14 protein-coding genes and 2 tRNA genes are annotated in these 16,029 nt (G+C 70.1%); 7 read left to right on the top strand and 9 right to left on the bottom strand.

Going from position 1 to position 16,029, the window contains the following annotated elements:
* Positions 1-417, top strand: a 417-nt coding sequence (locus ACIA77_RS39345) for an aldo/keto reductase (protein ID WP_395891226.1), incomplete at its 5' end; no start/stop codon positions are given.
* Between the two features lie 64 nt (positions 418-481).
* Positions 482-994, top strand: a complete 513-nt coding sequence (locus tag ACIA77_RS39350; protein ID WP_395891227.1) for a GNAT family N-acetyltransferase — start codon at positions 482-484, stop codon at positions 992-994.
* Here the strand turns inward: ACIA77_RS39350 and ACIA77_RS39355 are convergent.
* From ACIA77_RS39355 to ACIA77_RS39375, 5 genes are all read right to left on the bottom strand, one after another.
* Positions 963-1,724 (bottom strand): SAM-dependent methyltransferase, encoded by a 762-nt coding sequence (locus ACIA77_RS39355; RefSeq protein ID WP_395891228.1) that lies wholly within the window; start codon positions 1,722-1,724, stop codon positions 963-965. The two genes, ACIA77_RS39350 and ACIA77_RS39355, sit on opposite strands and share 32 nt — an antisense overlap.
* Positions 1,725-1,879: 155 nt before the next feature.
* Positions 1,880-2,986 carry a WD40/YVTN/BNR-like repeat-containing protein gene (locus ACIA77_RS39360; protein WP_395891229.1) on the bottom strand — a complete coding sequence of 369 codons (1,107 nt, stop codon included), beginning with the start codon at positions 2,984-2,986 and terminating at the stop codon, positions 1,880-1,882.
* Positions 2,987-3,073: 87 nt separating this feature from the next.
* The gene (locus ACIA77_RS39365; protein WP_395891230.1) at positions 3,074-3,241 is read right to left on the bottom strand and encodes a hypothetical protein; all 168 of its coding nucleotides are present in this window, start codon (positions 3,239-3,241) and stop codon (positions 3,074-3,076) included.
* 88 nt (positions 3,242-3,329) lie between these two features.
* Positions 3,330-3,890 (bottom strand): type 1 glutamine amidotransferase domain-containing protein, encoded by a 561-nt coding sequence (locus ACIA77_RS39370; protein WP_395891231.1) that lies wholly within the window; start codon positions 3,888-3,890, stop codon positions 3,330-3,332.
* Positions 3,891-3,939: 49 nt separating this feature from the next.
* On the bottom strand, positions 3,940-5,481 hold the full coding sequence (locus ACIA77_RS39375; protein ID WP_395891232.1) for a PP2C family protein-serine/threonine phosphatase: 1,542 nt from the start codon (positions 5,479-5,481) through the stop codon (positions 3,940-3,942).
* Between the two features lie 202 nt (positions 5,482-5,683).
* Here ACIA77_RS39375 and ACIA77_RS39380 point away from each other — a divergent pair, with 202 nt between their 5' ends.
* Positions 5,684-10,375 (top strand): HAMP domain-containing protein, encoded by a 4,692-nt coding sequence (locus ACIA77_RS39380; protein WP_395891317.1) that lies wholly within the window; start codon positions 5,684-5,686, stop codon positions 10,373-10,375.
* On the opposite strand, the gene ACIA77_RS39385 is transcribed toward ACIA77_RS39380, so the two are convergent.
* Positions 10,327-10,400, bottom strand: a tRNA-Gly gene (locus ACIA77_RS39385). The genes ACIA77_RS39380 and ACIA77_RS39385 overlap by 49 nt on opposite strands.
* A 79-nt stretch (positions 10,401-10,479) precedes the next feature.
* On the opposite strand from ACIA77_RS39385, the gene ACIA77_RS39390 reads away from it, so the two are divergent.
* Positions 10,480-10,553: transfer RNA gene (locus tag ACIA77_RS39390), tRNA-Pro, on the top strand.
* Between the two features lie 231 nt (positions 10,554-10,784).
* On the opposite strand, the gene ACIA77_RS39395 is transcribed toward ACIA77_RS39390, so the two are convergent.
* Both ACIA77_RS39395 and ACIA77_RS39400 read right to left on the bottom strand, forming a co-directional pair.
* Positions 10,785-12,293, bottom strand: a complete 1,509-nt coding sequence (locus ACIA77_RS39395; RefSeq protein WP_395891233.1) for a sulfatase-like hydrolase/transferase — start codon at positions 12,291-12,293, stop codon at positions 10,785-10,787.
* 597 nt (positions 12,294-12,890) lie between these two features.
* Positions 12,891-13,388, bottom strand: a complete 498-nt coding sequence (locus ACIA77_RS39400) for a winged helix-turn-helix transcriptional regulator (protein ID WP_395891234.1) — start codon at positions 13,386-13,388, stop codon at positions 12,891-12,893.
* A gap of 114 nt (positions 13,389-13,502) precedes the next feature.
* Between ACIA77_RS39400 and ACIA77_RS39405 the strand changes: the two genes are divergently transcribed.
* Both ACIA77_RS39405 and ACIA77_RS39410 read left to right on the top strand, forming a co-directional pair.
* A complete protein-coding gene (locus ACIA77_RS39405) occupies positions 13,503-14,453 on the top strand; it encodes a nitrilase-related carbon-nitrogen hydrolase (RefSeq protein WP_395891235.1) in 951 nt (316 codons plus the stop codon).
* A gap of 85 nt (positions 14,454-14,538) precedes the next feature.
* Positions 14,539-14,979, top strand: coding sequence for a nitroreductase family deazaflavin-dependent oxidoreductase (locus ACIA77_RS39410; protein ID WP_395891236.1), 441 nt, complete (start codon positions 14,539-14,541; stop codon positions 14,977-14,979).
* A 58-nt stretch (positions 14,980-15,037) separates the two neighbouring features.
* On the opposite strand, the gene ACIA77_RS39415 is transcribed toward ACIA77_RS39410, so the two are convergent.
* Entirely contained in the window at positions 15,038-15,502 is a 465-nt protein-coding gene (locus tag ACIA77_RS39415) for a winged helix-turn-helix transcriptional regulator (protein ID WP_395891237.1), read from the bottom strand.
* 86 nt (positions 15,503-15,588) lie between these two features.
* Between ACIA77_RS39415 and ACIA77_RS39420 the strand changes: the two genes are divergently transcribed.
* Complete coding sequence (locus ACIA77_RS39420; RefSeq protein ID WP_395891238.1) at positions 15,589-15,978, top strand: 4-oxalocrotonate tautomerase family protein; 390 nt, start codon at positions 15,589-15,591, stop codon at positions 15,976-15,978.
* Positions 15,979-16,029 lie beyond the last annotated feature (51 nt).

Raw genomic sequence — 16,029 nt, forward strand, 5'->3', positions numbered from 1 at the left:
TCCAACTTCCAGCCCGCGCACCTGCGCCGCGTGTTCGACGAGGGCACCGTCGTCCCGGCGGTGAACCAGATCGAGCTGCACCCCTACCTCGTGCAAACCGACGTCCGCGCCTTCGACGCCGAGCACGGCATCGCCACCGAAGCCTGGAGCCCCTTGGCCAAGGGCGGCGACCTGCTCGGCGAAACCGTCATCACCGACATCGCCGCCCGCCACGGGCGCAGCCCCGCCCAGATCGTGCTGCGCTGGCACCTGCAGCTGGGCAACGTCGTGATCCCGAAGTCCGTCACGCCCTCGCGCGTGGCCGAAAACCTCGACGTCTTCGGCTTCACCCTCACCGACGACGACATGGCCTCGCTGTCGTCCCTGGACCGCGGCCTGCGGACGGGCCCCGACCCGGACACGTTCGACGTGGCGTGAGCTCTCGCGACGGAGGGCGGCTTCCCGGCTGGGAAGCCGCCCTCCGCGCGTTCTAGGGTTCGGCATGGAGATCGAACTGCGCGACTGGTCCCCCGGCGACGCGGCGTGGTACATCACGCAGGTTCGAGATCCCGAGACGCTGCGCTTCACCACCGAGCGGGCGACACTCACCGTCGAGGAATTCCGGCGTGCACTGGAAGCGTTGCAGCGCAACGAAAACGCGCTCGGGTTCGGCGCGGTGTCCGCCGAGTCCGGCGAGCGGCTGGCGAACGTCGCCGCGGTACGTGCCGGTGACGTCGCCGAGATCAGCTACTGGGTGGCCGCCGCGGCGCGCGGCCAGGGTGTGGCGAGCGGCGCGGTTTCCGCGCTGTGCCACCGGGTCGAGGCCGCGTGGCCGGTCGCCGAGTTGCGGCTGTGGACGCACGCGGACAACGTCGCGTCGCGGCGCGTCGCAGAACGGGCGGGGTTCGGTCGCGTCGGTGGCGTGACCGCGAAGGACGTCCACGGGCGGGTGTGGCCCGTCGTCCACTACCGCAAGGCGGTGCTCAGGACTTCAGGGCCACGCCGCCGAGGGTGAGGAAGTTCAGGTCGCCCAAGGGGGTCAGGCGGGGGCCGTCCGGCCACCAGTCGTGGAGGTGGCCCAGGCCGGGAGCCAGCAGGTCGAGGCCGGTGAAGAAGGACGCGATCTCGGCGCGCGAGCGGTGCGCCGTGGCCAGCGCAGTGCCCTCGAACGTCGTGTCCAGCAAGTGGGCCAGTGCCTGCCGGGGCGGGTCGTCCGGGGGTTGGTGGTGGTGGGTGAGCACGAGGTACGAGCCGGGGCACAGTTCGGCGGTGAAGGAGCGCGCGATGTACTGCGCGCGGTCCAGAGACTCGACGTGGTGGAGTACGCCGCAGAGCAGCAGGGCCACCGGCCGGTCGAAGTCGAGGTGGCGGTAGACGACCGGGTCACCCAGGGTGGCGCCCGGGTCGGTGAGGTCGGCGCCGCTGACGTGGGTGCGGTCGTTCTCCTCCAGGACGGCGCGGCCGTGGACCTGGACGACCGGGTCGTTGTCGACGTACACGACGCGCGCGTCCGGGTTCTGGCGTTGCGCGATCTGGTGCGTGTTCTCCGCCGCCGGCAGGCCGGAGCCCAGGTCGAGGAACTGGTCGACGCCGCGTTCGGCGGCGAGGAAGCGCACCACGCGCACGAGCCAGGCGCGGTGCTCGCGCGCCATCGTCTCCGCGCCGGGCGCGATGGCGAGCAGGCGGCGCACCGCCGCGCGGTCGGCTTCGTAGTGGTCGCAGCCGCCGAGGAGGGCGTCGGACACCCGGGCGAGGTTCGGCTGGTCGACTCGCGTCGAGGTTCCCGAAACCACCACGCCCCCTCTCCGGCCACGGACAGTGCACACCCTACGACACCGCGTTCACCCCTTGAACCCGCTCCCGGAAACCAGGTCCACCTGCAGTAACCCCGTTGAGCCGATCAGGAGAACGACAGTTCTTCCCACGTCGCTCCGCCGTCGGTCGTGCGGTACACGGCGGAGCCGCTCTCGGCGTCCGGGAGGCCGTCGACGACGACGCCCACGCCGTCGCCCACGAAGGCCAGGTCCGACAGAGCCAGCCCACGGTCGGACAGGACGGTGGTGGTCCAGGTGCGCCCGCCGTCGGTGGTGCGGTGCAGGAAGCCGTCGCCACCGCCCTCGGCCGCGACGGTCGCGGAGTCGGCGGTCTCGGCGCTGAAGTCCTGCGTGATGCCGAGCGCCGGGGCGTCGGCCGTGCCGCTGAACGCGCCGCCGAGCTTCGGCGCGCGCCACAGCCGCCGCGCCGACGACCCGGGCTGCGGTGAGCCCGGACTGCTGCTGCACAACGCGATCACCTCGCCCTCGCGCACGCCGCCCAGTGACGCCGTCGTCCCCTCCGGGCACGGCGACGACGCGGGCGAGAACACCGCGCCGTCACGCGAAGTCCAGTATTCTTCGGTGCGGTAGTCGGCGCCGAGCGCGATCTGCAGCCCGCCACCGGTGGCGAGGTCGCCGTACGTGATGCCGCCCGTCACCTCGAACCCCGGCAGCGGCGCCAGCACCGGCGCTCCCGCGAGCCCCGAGTAGACGGCGGTGGTGCTGCCGTAGCCGTTGCTCGTGACGACGGCGAAGATGCGCCCGCCGGTTTCGGCCAGCTTCGAGACGTACCGCTGTCCGCCGCCGGCGACGAGCACCGTGAACCAGTGCCGTCCCGCGTCCCGGGTGGCGAGGATGCGCGTGCCGTCGGTGACGTACAGGTGTTCCGCGCTCGCGGCCACCAGCCGCACGTGGTTGTGGTTGTCCGGCAAGGACATCGGGGGTGCGCCGAGCCGTCGCCAGTGCGCGCCGCCGTCGGTGGTCGCGAGCAGCACCGGGCACCAGCCCGGCGAGCCGCAGTCGGTGTACCCGAGCACGAACCCGCGCTGCGGGCCCGTCCAGCTCGTGGACGAGGGAGCAAAACCAGCGGGCGAGGCGGATGCGGACACGGGGACGAGGGCCAGCACGGCGAGTGCGGCCGCGACGATCGCGGCGCACCGGGTGGGTTTCATGATCGGCAGGACGCGTGGCACGGGTCGAGGTTGCGCGCTATTTCCCAGTCAGCGTGGGAAAATCGGCGAGTGGTCGGTAACCGGGATTACCCGACCACCCGCCGGATCTCAGCGCCCCGACTTCTCCTGCGGCTTCGGCTCGGAAGCCGCCGGACGCTCGGGAGCCTTCTTCGCCGGCTCCGCAGCCGCCGGCGTTTCCGGATCCGCCCCCGGCCGGGCGGGCGCGTCGAAGTGCTCGCGGCACCAGCGGCCGTACCGCCGGGCGTGCACCGTCATCGCGACACCTCCTTCCCGGACCGCGTAGGGGTTTCCACCCCTCCAGGGTCCCCCGCGGACCGGGAACGCGCCACCCATTTGGCCGTGCTCAGCCGACCGGGTGGCGCGCCTGGGCGAACGCCTTGACGACCGCGGCGCAGAACGCCGGCAGATCGCCGGGATTGCGGCTGGACACGAGATTGCCGTCGACGACGACCTCCTCGTCGACCACGGTGGCGCCGGCGTTGCGAAGATCCGTGCGGATGCTGGGGAACGACGTGAGCGTGCGGCCGCGGATCACGTCGGCTTCGGCGAGGGTCCACGGGCCGTGGCAGATGACGCCGACGGGTTTGCCCGCGCGGACGAAGTCGCCCGCGAACTTCACGGCCCCGGGGTCGCTGCGCAGGTTGTCGGGGTTCATGGTGCCGCCGGGCAGCAGCAGCGCGTCGTAGTCGCCGGACGAAACGTCGGCCACCGCGCGGTCCACGCGGACCTTGTCGCCCTTGTCGATGTCGCCGTTCATGGCCTGGATCTCGCCTTCGCCGAGCGAGACGACGTCCACGGACGCGCCCTCCCCGGTCACCGCCGCGCGCGGCTGTTCCAGTTCGACCTGCTCGACGCCGTCGGCCGCCAGGACGGCCACCTTCAGGCCCGGCAATTCCTTCGCCATGGGGTCCTCCGTTCGGTGTGTGACCCCCGGTTACCCCACCGGCGTGAGCTCAACCCGCGCGCGGCGCGGCTTCGATGGCGAGCACGGCGATGTCGTCGTGGCCGGAGTTGCCGAGCCACGCGCGAACGGCTTCGCGCAGGCGCGCGACGACCTCGCTCGCCGGCAACCCGACGCAGTCGGCGAGCACGGCGTGGAAGCGCTCGTCGCCGAACAGCTCGGCGGATTCCGTGCGGTTGCGGGCTTCCGTGACGCCGTCGGTGTAGAGCAAGCAGACGTCGCCCACCCCGAGGTGCACCGTGGCCTCGGCGAACCGGGCCTGCGGCGAGATGCCGACGAGCGTGCCCGGCACGCTGACCTCTTCGACCCCGCCGTCGCGGCGCAGCACGAGCGGCGCCGGGTGGCCGCCCGACGCGAGCGTCACGTCGAGCCCCGACGCGGTCGGCGCGACCGAGCCGAGCACGAGCGTCGCGAAGCGGTTGCTGCCGCCTGCGATGAGCAGTTCGTTGAGCAGGCGCAGCAGAGTGCGGCCGTCGCGTTCCACGAGGTGCAGCGCGGCCAGCGAATGCCGCACCCGGCCCGTGAGCGCCGCCGCCTCCGCGCCCTTGCCGCAGATGTCGCCGACGACCACGAACGCGCTGCCGTCCTCGCGGGCCAGCACGTCGTAGAAGTCGCCGCCGACGCCGAGCACTCCCCCGGCCGGCTCGTACCACAGCTCGAAGTTCGCGCCGTCGACGTCGGCCGGCGCCACCGGCTTCAACGTGGTCTCGAGCCCGCGCGTCGCCTCTTCCTGCCGCGCGTAGCGCTGCGCGTTGGCGAGCGCGGTGCCCGCGGCCGTGGCGAAGGCCTCGATCGCGCGCGGCTGGCCGGCTCCGAACGCGGGTTCGGTGCGCCGGCCGATCAGGACGGCTCCGGTGACCCCGCCCTCGGGCACCCCGAGCGACACCACGGACACCTCGAGGTGGCCCTGGAACCGGTCGGCGACCACCGCGGGCAGCGTCGCCACCTCGGCCGCCGGCACCACGCGCACCTGCGGCGACCCGGTCGCCGCGAACGTGTCGGCCACAGCGGGCGCGTGCTGGGCCGCCACCCGGCGGATGCGGCCGTGCCCGGGCGCGCTGCGGTCCTCGCTGCTCCACCACTCCCACCGGCCGCGGGTCGTCGGCAGCAGCACGAACACGCAGTCGCCCAGCGCCGAGGCCGCCAGCTCGGCGATCACGCGCGCCGTGCCGTGGCGCCCGCGCGCGGCCGCGAGTTTCGGACCGACCTGGGCGAGGAACTCTTCAGGACGGCGGGGGCTGTCGTCGACCACGGTCCACGCGTGCCAGCCGTCGGGCAGCGCGCGGACGTGGGCGGCCCGGTGCGCCTCGCCGAGGTCGACCCGGCCGGTGGTCTCCGTCACCGTGACGAGCACGGGCGGACCGTCGGCCGCCAGCGTCCGGGCGGCGGCGTTCGCCCAGCGCACGGCGCCTTCGGGATCGGACAGGAAGACCGGATCACGCACCTGTTCGAGCACCGAACGCCAGAATCCGCCGTACTCGGGCAGCGTGGCGCCGGGTGGCAGGGCCGACGCCGGAGCGGGCCGTGACACCATGCACGAACCTCCTGCCTCCGGGTCGACCGACTTCCTGTCACTACAAGGTTGGCACAGCGTGAGCGGGCGGACTGGCTCGAAGTGTAGGGCGAACCATGGCACGCTGGGTCGACGACCATGCCTGGCACACGCGTGGTGGAGAGGGTCGGCAGACATGACATCCGGTTCCGAGCGGGGTTCCGAGCGCGTCGAGATCACCGGGGTGAACGGCATCGCCGCCGGTGAGGCGGCTGCGCTCGAGCGGCTCCTGGCCGCCGTGCGCGAGCTGGGCGACGGCAACTTCCGCCGCCGGCTCGTCGCGCACGGCGACGGCGTCGTCGCCCAGCTGGCGGGCGCGTTCAACGACATCGCCGAGCGCAACCAGCGGCTCGTGACCGAACTCATGCGGGTCCGGGGAGCCGTCGGGCAGGAGGGGCGGCTCACCGAGCGCGTCCGCGCCGAGGTCGGCCCCGGCGGCTGGACGACCGCCGTCGAGACCGTGAACGGCCTGATCGAGGACGTCAGCAAACCCGTCGTCGAGCTCGATCGGGTGCTGGGCGCCGTCGCGGAGGGCGACCTGTCGCAGCCGATGGCGCTGCAGCTCGACGGCCGGCCGCTGCAGGGGCAGTACGCGGACCTCGCCAAGACCGTGAACGGCCTGCTCGCGCAGCTGTCGCGGTTCGCGGCCGAGGTCATCCGCCTCTCGCGCGAGATCGCCGGCGAAGGCCGGCTGGGGGGACAGGCCGAGGTCCCCGGCGTGGCCGGCACGTGGCGCGACCTGACCGACTCCGTGAACTTCCTCGCCGACAACCTCACCGAGCAGGTCCGCAACATCGCCCAGGTCACCACGGCCGTGGCGCGCGGCGACCTGACGCAGAAGATCAACGTCGACGCCCGGGGCGAGATCCTCGAGCTCAAGAACACGATCAACACCATGGTCGACCAGCTCTCGGCGTTCGCCGACGAGGTCACGCGCGTCTCGCGCGAGGTCGGCAGCGAGGGTCGCCTCGGCGGCCAGGCGCGGGTGCCGGGCGTCGCCGGCACGTGGCGCGACCTCACCGACTCGGTCAACCTCATGGCCGACAACCTCACCGACCAGGTCCGCAACATCTCCCAGGTCGCCACCGCGGTGGCGGCGGGCGACCTGACGAAGAAGATCGACGTCGACGCCCGCGGCGAGATCCTGCAGCTCAAGACCACGCTCAACACGATGGTCGACCAGCTCTCCGCGTTCGCCGACGAGGTCACCCGCGTCGCCCGGGAAGTGGGCAGCGACGGCCGCCTCGGCGGCCAGGCCGAGGTCCCGGGCGCGGCCGGCACGTGGCGCAACCTCACCGACTCGGTGAACCAGATGGCGGACAACCTCACCGACCAGGTCCGCAACATCTCCCACGTGACCACGGCCGTCGCGAAGGGCGACCTGACGCAGAAGATCACCGTCGACGCACGGGGCGAGATCCTCGAGCTCAAGACGACGATGAACACGATGGTCGACCAGCTCTCCGCCTTCGCCGACGAGGTCACCCGCGTCGCCCGCGAAGTGGGTACCGAGGGCATGCTGGGCGGCCAGGCGCAGGTGCCCGGCGTCGCCGGCATCTGGCGCGACCTCACCGGCTCGGTGAACTTCATGGCCAACAACCTCACCGCGCAGGTCCGCAACATCGCGCAGGTCGCGACGGCGGTGGCGCGCGGTGACCTGACGAAGAAGATCGCGGTCGACGCGCGGGGCGAGATCCTCGAGCTGAAGACCACGCTCAACACGATGGTCGACCAGCTCTCCGCCTTCGCCGACGAGGTCACCCGCGTGGCCCGCGAAGTCGGCACCGAGGGGAAGCTGGGTGGTCAGGCGACCGTGCCGGGTGTCGCGGGCACGTGGAAGGACCTGACCGACAACGTCAACTTCATGGCCAACAACCTGACCGACCAGGTGCGCAACATCTCGCAGGTCACGTCGGCGGTGGCGAAGGGCGACCTGACGCAGAAGATCACCGTCGACGCGCGCGGCGAGATCCTCGAGCTCAAGAACACGCTCAACACGATGGTCGACCAGCTCTCGGCCTTCGCCGACGAGGTCACCCGCGTGGCCCGTGAAGTCGGCACCGAGGGGAAGCTGGGTGGTCAGGCCCGCGTGCCCGGGGTGGCCGGCACGTGGAAGGACCTCACCGACAACGTCAACGTCATGGCCGACAACCTGACCGACCAGGTGCGCAGCATCGCCACCATGGCGAGCGCGGTGGCCAACGGCGACCTGTCGAAGAAGATCTCCATCGACGCCGCCGGCGAGGTCGCGGCGCTCGCGGCGACGCTCAACAGCATGGTCGAGACGCTGCGCGCGTTCGCCGACGAGGTCACGCGGGTGTCGCGCGAAGTCGGCACCGAGGGCATCCTCGGCGGGCAGGCGCGCGTGCCGGGTGTGGCGGGCACGTGGAAGGACCTGACGGAGAACGTCAACTTCATGGCACACAACCTGACCAGCCAGGTGCGCAACATCTCCCAGGTGACCACGGCCGTCGCGCGAGGGGACCTCTCGCGCAAGATCGACGTCGACGCCCGGGGCGAGATCCTCGAGCTGAAGACCACGATGAACACGATGGTCGACCAGCTCTCGGCGTTCGCGTCGGAGGTCACGCGCGTCGCGCGCGAGGTCGGTACCGAGGGCAAGCTCGGCGGCCAGGCCGAGGTCGAAGGCGTGTCGGGCACGTGGAAGCGGCTCACGGAGAGCGTGAACCAGCTGGCCGGCAACCTCACCACCCAGGTGCGCGCGATCGGCCAGGTCGCCACGGCCGTGACCGCGGGCGACCTGACGCGCCACATCACCGTGGACGCGTCCGGCGAGCTCGCGGACCTCAAGGACAACATCAACCAGATGATCGCGAACCTGAAGTCGACGACTTCGGCGAACCGCGAGCAGGACTGGCTGAAGACGAACCTCGCCCGGCTCGGCGGGCGCATGCAGGGCCACCGCGACCTCGCGTCCGTGGCCACGCTGATCCTGTCGGAGCTGGCGCCGCTGGTCAGCGCGCAGCAGGGCGCGTTCTTCCTGGCCCACGACGACGGCAGCGACCCCGGCCGCAAGGTGCTCGACTGCATCGCCGCCTACGGGCTCGCACAGTCGCGTTCGGGGCTGCGGTTCGAGCTCGGCGAGTCGCTGATCGGGCAGGCCGCGGTCGACCGGCAAACGATCCTCGTGCGCGAAGCGCCGCCGGAGTACGCGCTGGTGTCCTCGGGCCTCGGCGCGGCGCCGCCGGTGAACGTGATCGTGCTGCCCGTGCTGTTCCAGGGCGAGGTGCTCGGCGTGCTGGAACTGGCTTCGGTCAACGAGTTCTCCGCGGGTCACCTGGACCTGCTGGAGCAGCTGCGCCACACCATCGGCGTCAACGTGAACACGATCCTGTCGAACTCCCGCACCGAGGCGCTGCTGACGGAGTCGCAGCGGCTGGCGCAGGAACTGCGGGCCCGCTCGGAGCAGCTGCAGGCGCAGCAGGGTGAGCTGCGGCGGTCCAACACGGAGCTGGCCGAGAAGGCGGCGCTGCTGGCCCAGCAGAACCGCGACATCGAGGTCAAGAACATCGAGATCGAGCAGGCGCGCCAGGAACTGGAGGAGCGCGCCGGCCAGCTCACGGTGGCCTCGCAGTACAAGACCGAGTTCATGGCGAACATGTCGCACGAGCTGCGGACTCCGCTCAACAGCGCGCTGATCCTCGCGAAGCTGCTGTCGGAGAACCCGGAGGGGAACCTCACGGAGAAGCAGATCCAGTTCGCGCGCACGATCTGGGCGGCGGGCAGCGACCTGCAGCAGCTGATCAACGACATCCTGGACCTCGCGAAGGTCGAGGCCGGGCGCATGGACCTGCAGATGTCGGACGTGACGCTGCCGGAGCTGGTGAACTACGTCGAATCCCTGTGCCGGCCGCTCACGGCGGACAAGGGCCTGGAGTTCGCCGTGCTGATCGACCCGCCCGTGCCGGGCAGCGTGCACACCGACGAACACCGGTTGCAGCAGGTGCTGCGCAACCTCCTGTCCAACGCCGCGAAGTTCACCGACGAGGGCGGCGTGCGGCTGCACATCCGCATGGCGTCGGAGCAAGAGGTGGAGCAGGAGGCGCTGCGCTCGGCGGCGGGGATCATCGCGTTCGCCGTGGAGGACACCGGCATCGGCATCCCCGAGGAGAAGCTGGCGATCATCTTCGACGCGTTCCGCCAGGCCGACGGCACCACCAGCCGCAAGTACGGCGGCACGGGCCTGGGCCTGTCGATCAGCCAGCAGCTCACGGAACTGCTCGGCGGCGAGCTGCGCGTGCACAGCGAACCCGGCAAGGGCAGCACCTTCACGCTGTACCTGCCGGTGGGCGCGGCGAACCTCATCGCGCCGACCGCGCCCGTGCGGCCCAGGCCGAAGCTGCCCGTGCTGCCGAGCACCATCACGGTGACCGAGCCCGACAGCGCCCCGAAGCGCTTCAACGGCGAGAAAGTGCTGATCGTCGACGACGACCTGCGCAACGTCTTCGCGCTGGCGGCGGTGCTGGAACAGGCCGGCCTGGAGGTCATCTACGCCGACACGGGCGTCGCGGGCATCCGTGCGCTGGAACGCCACGAGGACACCGCGCTCGTCCTGATGGACGTGATGATGCCGGAGCTGGACGGCAACGCGACCATCGCGGCCATCCGCGCGGAAGCGGCGCACGAAGACCTGCCCGTGATTGCCGTCACAGCCAAGGCGACGGCCGAAGACCGCGAACGCACCCTCGCCTCGGGCGCCGACGACTACATCACCAAGCCGGTGGACACCGATCTGCTGCTGGACGTGATCGCCACGCGCCTCGAAGCCGACGCGGCGTCCTCCCAGGTCAGGGACCCGGAGCGAAATGGAGCGGGTGACGGGAATCGAACCCGCGTAGCTAGTTTGGAAGACTAGGGCTCTACCATTGAGCTACACCCGCAGCGCCCCCGGTGACCCAGGAGCGCAGTCAGCTTAGCGTGAGGGCTACGCTGGTGCCGCACACCCCCTCCACGGGGTGTCGGGATGTGGCGCAGCTTGGTAGCGCATTCGCTTTGGGAGCGAAGGGTCGCAGGTTCAAATCCTGTCATCCCGACTCGAAAGGGCTGGACCTACGGGTTCAGCCCTTTGTCGTGCCGGCACGGGGCTTGGTGACTCTTCGCTTCGGGCGATCACGGCTTGTGCACGTGCCGAGCGCTGATCAGCGAGTCGTCTACGTCACTCCCGGACCGGAGCGTGGTGGCTGGGGTGCCCGCGCACACCGAAGCATTGTCGGCGGCCGCAGGCCGTTGGGGGGCCAAGCCCCACGCGACCGCGTCGCAGCGGGTCAGCCCGCCTGAGCGGCCTGCGTGCAGGCCGCGGTTCCCTTGCACTGCTTCATCGCGACTGCTTGCCGGTGCAGCTTGTCCTTGATCTCCTGCGACAGTCCGTTGTAGACGTTGTGGAGTTCGTCCGGGTCCTTGGCGCGGTCGTAGAACTCGTGGCTGCCGTCGGCGTATTCGACGTAGGTGGACTGGGCCGTGCGGAGCGCTTCGTAACTCGGCGGGTTACCGGAGTTCGCCCGGGGTTTGTCCGGGTCCTTCGGGTCGGTGTCCGGACCGTGGTGTTCGACGAGAGCGGCGGCGGGCTGGCCCGGCGGGGTTTGACCCTGCAGCAGGGGAACGAGGCTCCGTCCGTCCACAGTGGGCAGCGGTGCGGCGCCGCTCAGCTGCTCGAAGGTGGGGGCGAGATCGATGTTGGACGCGACGGCCGGAGTGGTGCGGCCGGCGGGAACGCCGGGGCCGGTGATGACGAGCGGAACGTGCACGTCGGTGTCGAAAGCCGTTTGTTTTCCCGGGTTCAGCCGGTAGTCGCCCAGGTGGTAACCGTTGTCGGAGCTGAACACGAAGTACGTGTTGCGGTCCTGGCCGGTGGCGCGCAGCGTGTCCTGCAGGCGCCCGATCATCGCGTCGACGGCCTGGACCGCTTGCGCGCGTTTGCGGAACGCCTGGTCGATCTTGCCGATCTGGTCCGGGGTGAGCGGGTTCGCGGCCTGCTGCGCCAGCCACGGCGGGGCGTCGGTCGGGACTTGGTTGAACGTGGGCTCACGCGGGGCCCGCAGACCCGGGAACTTGTCCCTGTCGCGCGGGGCCGGGGTGTAGGGGCCGTGCGGGGCGAACGTCGCGGTCTCCAGCACGAACGGCTTGCCGTCCTGCGCGGCGGATTTCACGAAGTCGGCGGCCTTGCCCGAGACGACGTCGGTGAGGTAGTCCTCGGGCTTCTTGCCGTGTGTGGTGCGGTGGCCGTTTTCGTCGAGGGTGTAGGCGAACTCGGGGTAGCCGTTGCCGGCAACGTCCCACTCGTCCCAGCCCGGGGGTACGGGGAGGGTGCCGGGGTCGGGTTTTCCGGGGCCTGGCACGGGAAAGCCGTTGAGGTACTTGCCCATCAGCCCCGTGCGGTAACCCTGGTCGTGCAGGGCGGTCGCGTAGGTGCGCGCCGCGTCGTCGCCGTTCTGGAAAGCGGTGTAGCCACCGTCGGGCGGGGAATTCGTGAACACGCCCGTGTTGTGCGGGAACTGGCCGGTGAAGATGGACGACCGCGACGGGCAGCAGAGCGAATCGGTGACGGAGTAGTTCGAGAACGACATCCCCGCCTTCTCCATCGCCTGCACGTGCGGCAGGTACTGCACCAGGTTCGTAGCCAGGTCGTCGGTCAGCACGAAAACGATGTTCGGCCGCGAGCTCTCCGGGCCGGCGCTCGATTCCGGCGAAGACGAGTTCGTGCAAGCGGTCACCGCGAGCAAGAGGCACACCACCAGCGCGACGATCACACGGCGGACGCCGGACACCAAGGTCATCGTTTTCACTCCCCGAACACCGGTTCCGTGATGGGCCGATCTTGCCGCCGGACCCTACCGGCGTCCCAGGGGTGCGCAAGCCGGTCGAATCGAACCCGTACGCACCGCTTACAAACCGCAAACGCGTGCTCCCGACTCAAGGGCCGGACCTGGTGTGGTCCAGCCCTTTCGTGCCGCAATCCGTTCTACCCCAACGAGAAACGGTCAGCTCCGCCCGATCATCCGCAGGGCATCGACGTGCTCATGCTGACACTCGCCCTGACGCAGGCGTGGCCCTCACTCCGCCCGAGATCCGCTCCCCCGCCGGCCGGGAATCCGCCGCGCGCCTCAGACGCCATCGCGCCACCATGGTCCGCGCCACGACCGCCGTCGTGGCGGAGCTACTCGGCCCGCCACGCTGAGCCGCGCCGGCACTCAGCGATTTCAGAGCTGAATCCCAGCACCACCGAGCGTTGGACTCACTACCGCGACGAGGCCAACGACGGTCGTCGGTCGTCCACAATGTGCCGGGCAACAAGCAGTTCTGGCCATGCGGGCACCGTGGCGGGATTGCCAACGGAATGATTTACCGTGGCCCCAAGGAAAACGACGCCGCAGTCAGTGATCCTGCTCGGCCCAGTCCCCGTTCGCCGTGAGGACCACGTCGTCCAGGGCCACGGTTTTGCCCGACGCGGTGGTCGCTGTGATCACCACGGGCTCGCCCGTGGCGCGGTCGGACAGGCGGAACGGTCCGTCGTCGGCCTGCAGGTGCGCGTTGCCCCACTGCATCAAGCCGAACACGACCGGGAGCAGGTCCTTGCCGCGGTCGGTGAGGTGGTACTCGAACCGCGTGCGCACCCCCGGCTCGCGGTACGGCTCCTTCACGAGCACACCGAGTTCGGTGAGCAGCTTGAGCCGGGCCGCGACGATCGCGTCGGTGCTGTGGGTCCGCCGCACGAAGTCGTCGAAGCGGGTCGTTCCGTAAAGCGCTTCCCGCAGCACCAGCATGGTCGAGCGCGTGCCGATGGCGTCCATCGCCATCGCGACGGAGCAGCTGTCGTTCGCCAGCTGCCACGCACCGCGATCGGCGAGCGGACCTTCGAACGTGACCGGCATCGCTCCTCCTGACCTCACTCCGTCTGGCTACTATCGTACATAGTCAGACTGGCTACCATCAATAGTAGCCAGTGATGCGCCGGCTTCCAGGCGCGAGAAGGAGAACCCACGACCATGACGATCGTCACCGCGGCCGCGGTGCAACTCAGCCCCGTCCTCTACAGCCGTGAAGGCACCGTGGACAAGGTCGTCCGGAAAATCGCCGAGCTCGGCGGCAAGGGCGTCCAGTTCGCCACGTTCCCCGAGACGGTGATCCCGTACTACCCGTACTTCTCGTTCGTCCAGCCGCCCTACCGGATGGGCGCCGAGCACCAGCGCCTCCTGGAGCAGTCGGTCACCGTGCCGTCGGCGACGACCGAGGCGATCGGCGAGGCGTGCCGGCAGGCCGGCGTGGTCGTCTCGATCGGTGTCAACGAGCGCCACGGCGGCACCATCTACAACGCCCAGCTCCTCTTCGACGCCGACGGAACCCTGCTCCAGCACCGCCGCAAGATCTCCCCGACCTACCACGAGCGGATCATCTGGGGCCAGGGCGACGGATCCGGCTTGCACGCCGTCGACAGCGCGGTCGGACGTGTCGGCCAGCTCGCGTGCTGGGAGCACTACAACCCGCTCGCCCGCTATGCCCTCATCGCCGACGGCGAGCAGATCCACTCGGCGATGTACCCAGGTTCCTTCTCCGGCGACCTGTTCGCCGAGCAAATGGAGGTCAGCATCCGCCAGCACGCCCTGGAATCGGCGTGTTTCGTCGTCAACGCCACCGCGTGGCTCGACGCCGATCAGCAGACCCGGATCGGGCAGGACACCGGATGCCCGACCGGCCCGATCTCCGGCGGGTGTTTCACCGCGATCGTCTCGCCGTCGGGTGAGCTCCTCGGCGAACCGCTGCGCGAAGGCGAGGGAGAGGTGATCGCCGGCCTCGACTTCGCGTTGATCGACAAGCGCAAGCTGCAGATGGACTTGCGCGGGCACTACGCGCGGCCCGAGCTGCTCAGCCTGGCCATCGACCGGCGTCCCGCGCGGCACGTCCACGAGCTCGACGGGGCGGTGGAGCGCATTTCTTGATCACTCCCCCGGGGAAGGCACACTCCGAGCGAAGCGGGGTATAGTCCGCTTACATCAGGAACGAACACCCACGGAAGGTGCGGACATGCCGCTGACCGGCGAATACCAGCCGAGCCCCTTCGACTTCTCGCGCGACCAGGCGGAGCTCATCGAAAAATCGGGCGGACTCGAGGGCACGGACAACCAGGGCGCGCCCGTCATCGTGATGACCTCGGTCGGCGCCAAGACCGGCAAGCTCCGCAAGACGCCGCTCATGCGCGTCGAGCACAACGGCGAATACGCGGTCGTCGCTTCACTGGGGGGCGCACCCAAGAACCCCGTCTGGTACTACAACATCGTCGCCAACCCGCACGTCGAACTCCAGGACGGTCCGACCAAAAAGGACTACCAGGCGCGCGAAGTGCACGACGACGAGTACGCCACCTGGTTCGACCGCGCCGTCGTGGCCTGGCCGGATTACGCCGAGTACCAGAAGAAGACGACCCGCAAGATGCCGATCTTCGTCCTCAGCCCGATCGACGCCTGACAGCCCGGCCGGGCTCGCGGCGCGCTGCGGCGCGGGCCCGGCCCGTGCTCGTCGTGCTTCACCACGCGTCCGGCTCGAATTCGGCGGTCAAGTCGTGCCAGGACACCGGCTCGGAGCAGTGCGCGCACGTCAGTCGCGGCTCGGCCGGGTGCCCGCAGCCACGGTGGATCAGGCGGACCGGCGGGACGTCGTTCTCGTACTTGTCCCCCCATGCCATGAGCGACACCAGGACCGGGTAGAGATCGGCGCCCTTGGGGGTGACCCGGTACTCGTAGCGGGCGGGGTGGTCCTGGTACTGCACGCGTTCGAGGATCCCCTCCTCCACGAGGACTCGCAGCCGGTCGGTGAGCACGTTGCTGCCGAGGCTGAGCTTCTCGCGGAAGTGGTCGTAGCGGCGATGACCGCGGAAGCACTCGCGCAGGATCATCATCGTCCACCGCTCGCCGATCACCGCCCAGGTGCGGGCGACTGAGCAGTAGAGGTCTCCCAAGTCGTCGTGCTTCACCCCACCAGCGTAGGACACTTTTCGAGTCTAACTAGGTTGTGGCCGTGAGCCGGCCCGGCTAGGGTCAGACTCGATTTGAGTCTCACTCACGCGGAGGTGACCGGATGCCCTTCTACCAATTCACCGTTCCGGCCGGCGGCGCGACTCTCGAGCACAAGGCCGAAATCGCGGCGGCGGCGACCCGGATCCACAGCGAGGTCACCGGCGCACCCGCTGCCTACGTGCACTGCTCCTTCACGGAGGTCCCGAAGGGCAGCATTTTCGTGGCCGGGGAACCGGTCGACGGGGCGCGGATGGTCGGGCTGATCCGGGACGGCCGATCGGCCGAGGTCAGGGCGAAGCTCATCCACGGGATCGCGGACGCGTGGAGCGAAATCACCGGGGACAGCAAGGAAAGCCTGGCGATCTTCCTCCAGGAGATCCCGGGCGCGAACGTCCTCGAGGACGGCGTGATCCTGCCCGAGACCGCCGACGAACCAGGCGCAATCCGTTAGCCGGCAAGGAAAACGATCTGGCTGCGCGGGGCAGCCGCGGGAGCGCTACCC

The sequence above is a fragment of the Amycolatopsis sp. NPDC051903 genome, from assembly GCF_044452505.1.
Lineage (GTDB): Bacteria > Actinomycetota > Actinomycetes > Mycobacteriales > Pseudonocardiaceae > Amycolatopsis.

What these genes read in the sequence shown, in the direction of transcription:
- ACIA77_RS39350 (WP_395891227.1), top strand. Translation starts at nt 482, where the DNA reads ATGGAGATCGAACTGCGCGACTGGTCCCCCGGCGACGCGGCGTGGTAC.
- ACIA77_RS39365 (WP_395891230.1), bottom strand. Translation starts at nt 3,241, where the DNA reads ATGACGGTGCACGCCCGGCGGTACGGCCGCTGGTGCCGCGAGCACTTC.
- ACIA77_RS39370 (WP_395891231.1), bottom strand. Translation starts at nt 3,890, where the DNA reads ATGGCGAAGGAATTGCCGGGCCTGAAGGTGGCCGTCCTGGCGGCCGAC.
- ACIA77_RS39375 (WP_395891232.1), bottom strand. Translation starts at nt 5,481, where the DNA reads ATGGTGTCACGGCCCGCTCCGGCGTCGGCCCTGCCACCCGGCGCCACG.
- ACIA77_RS39395 (WP_395891233.1), bottom strand. Translation starts at nt 12,293, where the DNA reads ATGACCTTGGTGTCCGGCGTCCGCCGTGTGATCGTCGCGCTGGTGGTG.
- ACIA77_RS39400 (WP_395891234.1), bottom strand. Translation starts at nt 13,388, where the DNA reads ATGCCGGTCACGTTCGAAGGTCCGCTCGCCGATCGCGGTGCGTGGCAG.
- ACIA77_RS39405 (WP_395891235.1), top strand. Translation starts at nt 13,503, where the DNA reads ATGACGATCGTCACCGCGGCCGCGGTGCAACTCAGCCCCGTCCTCTAC.
- ACIA77_RS39410 (WP_395891236.1), top strand. Translation starts at nt 14,539, where the DNA reads ATGCCGCTGACCGGCGAATACCAGCCGAGCCCCTTCGACTTCTCGCGC.
- ACIA77_RS39420 (WP_395891238.1), top strand. Translation starts at nt 15,589, where the DNA reads ATGCCCTTCTACCAATTCACCGTTCCGGCCGGCGGCGCGACTCTCGAG.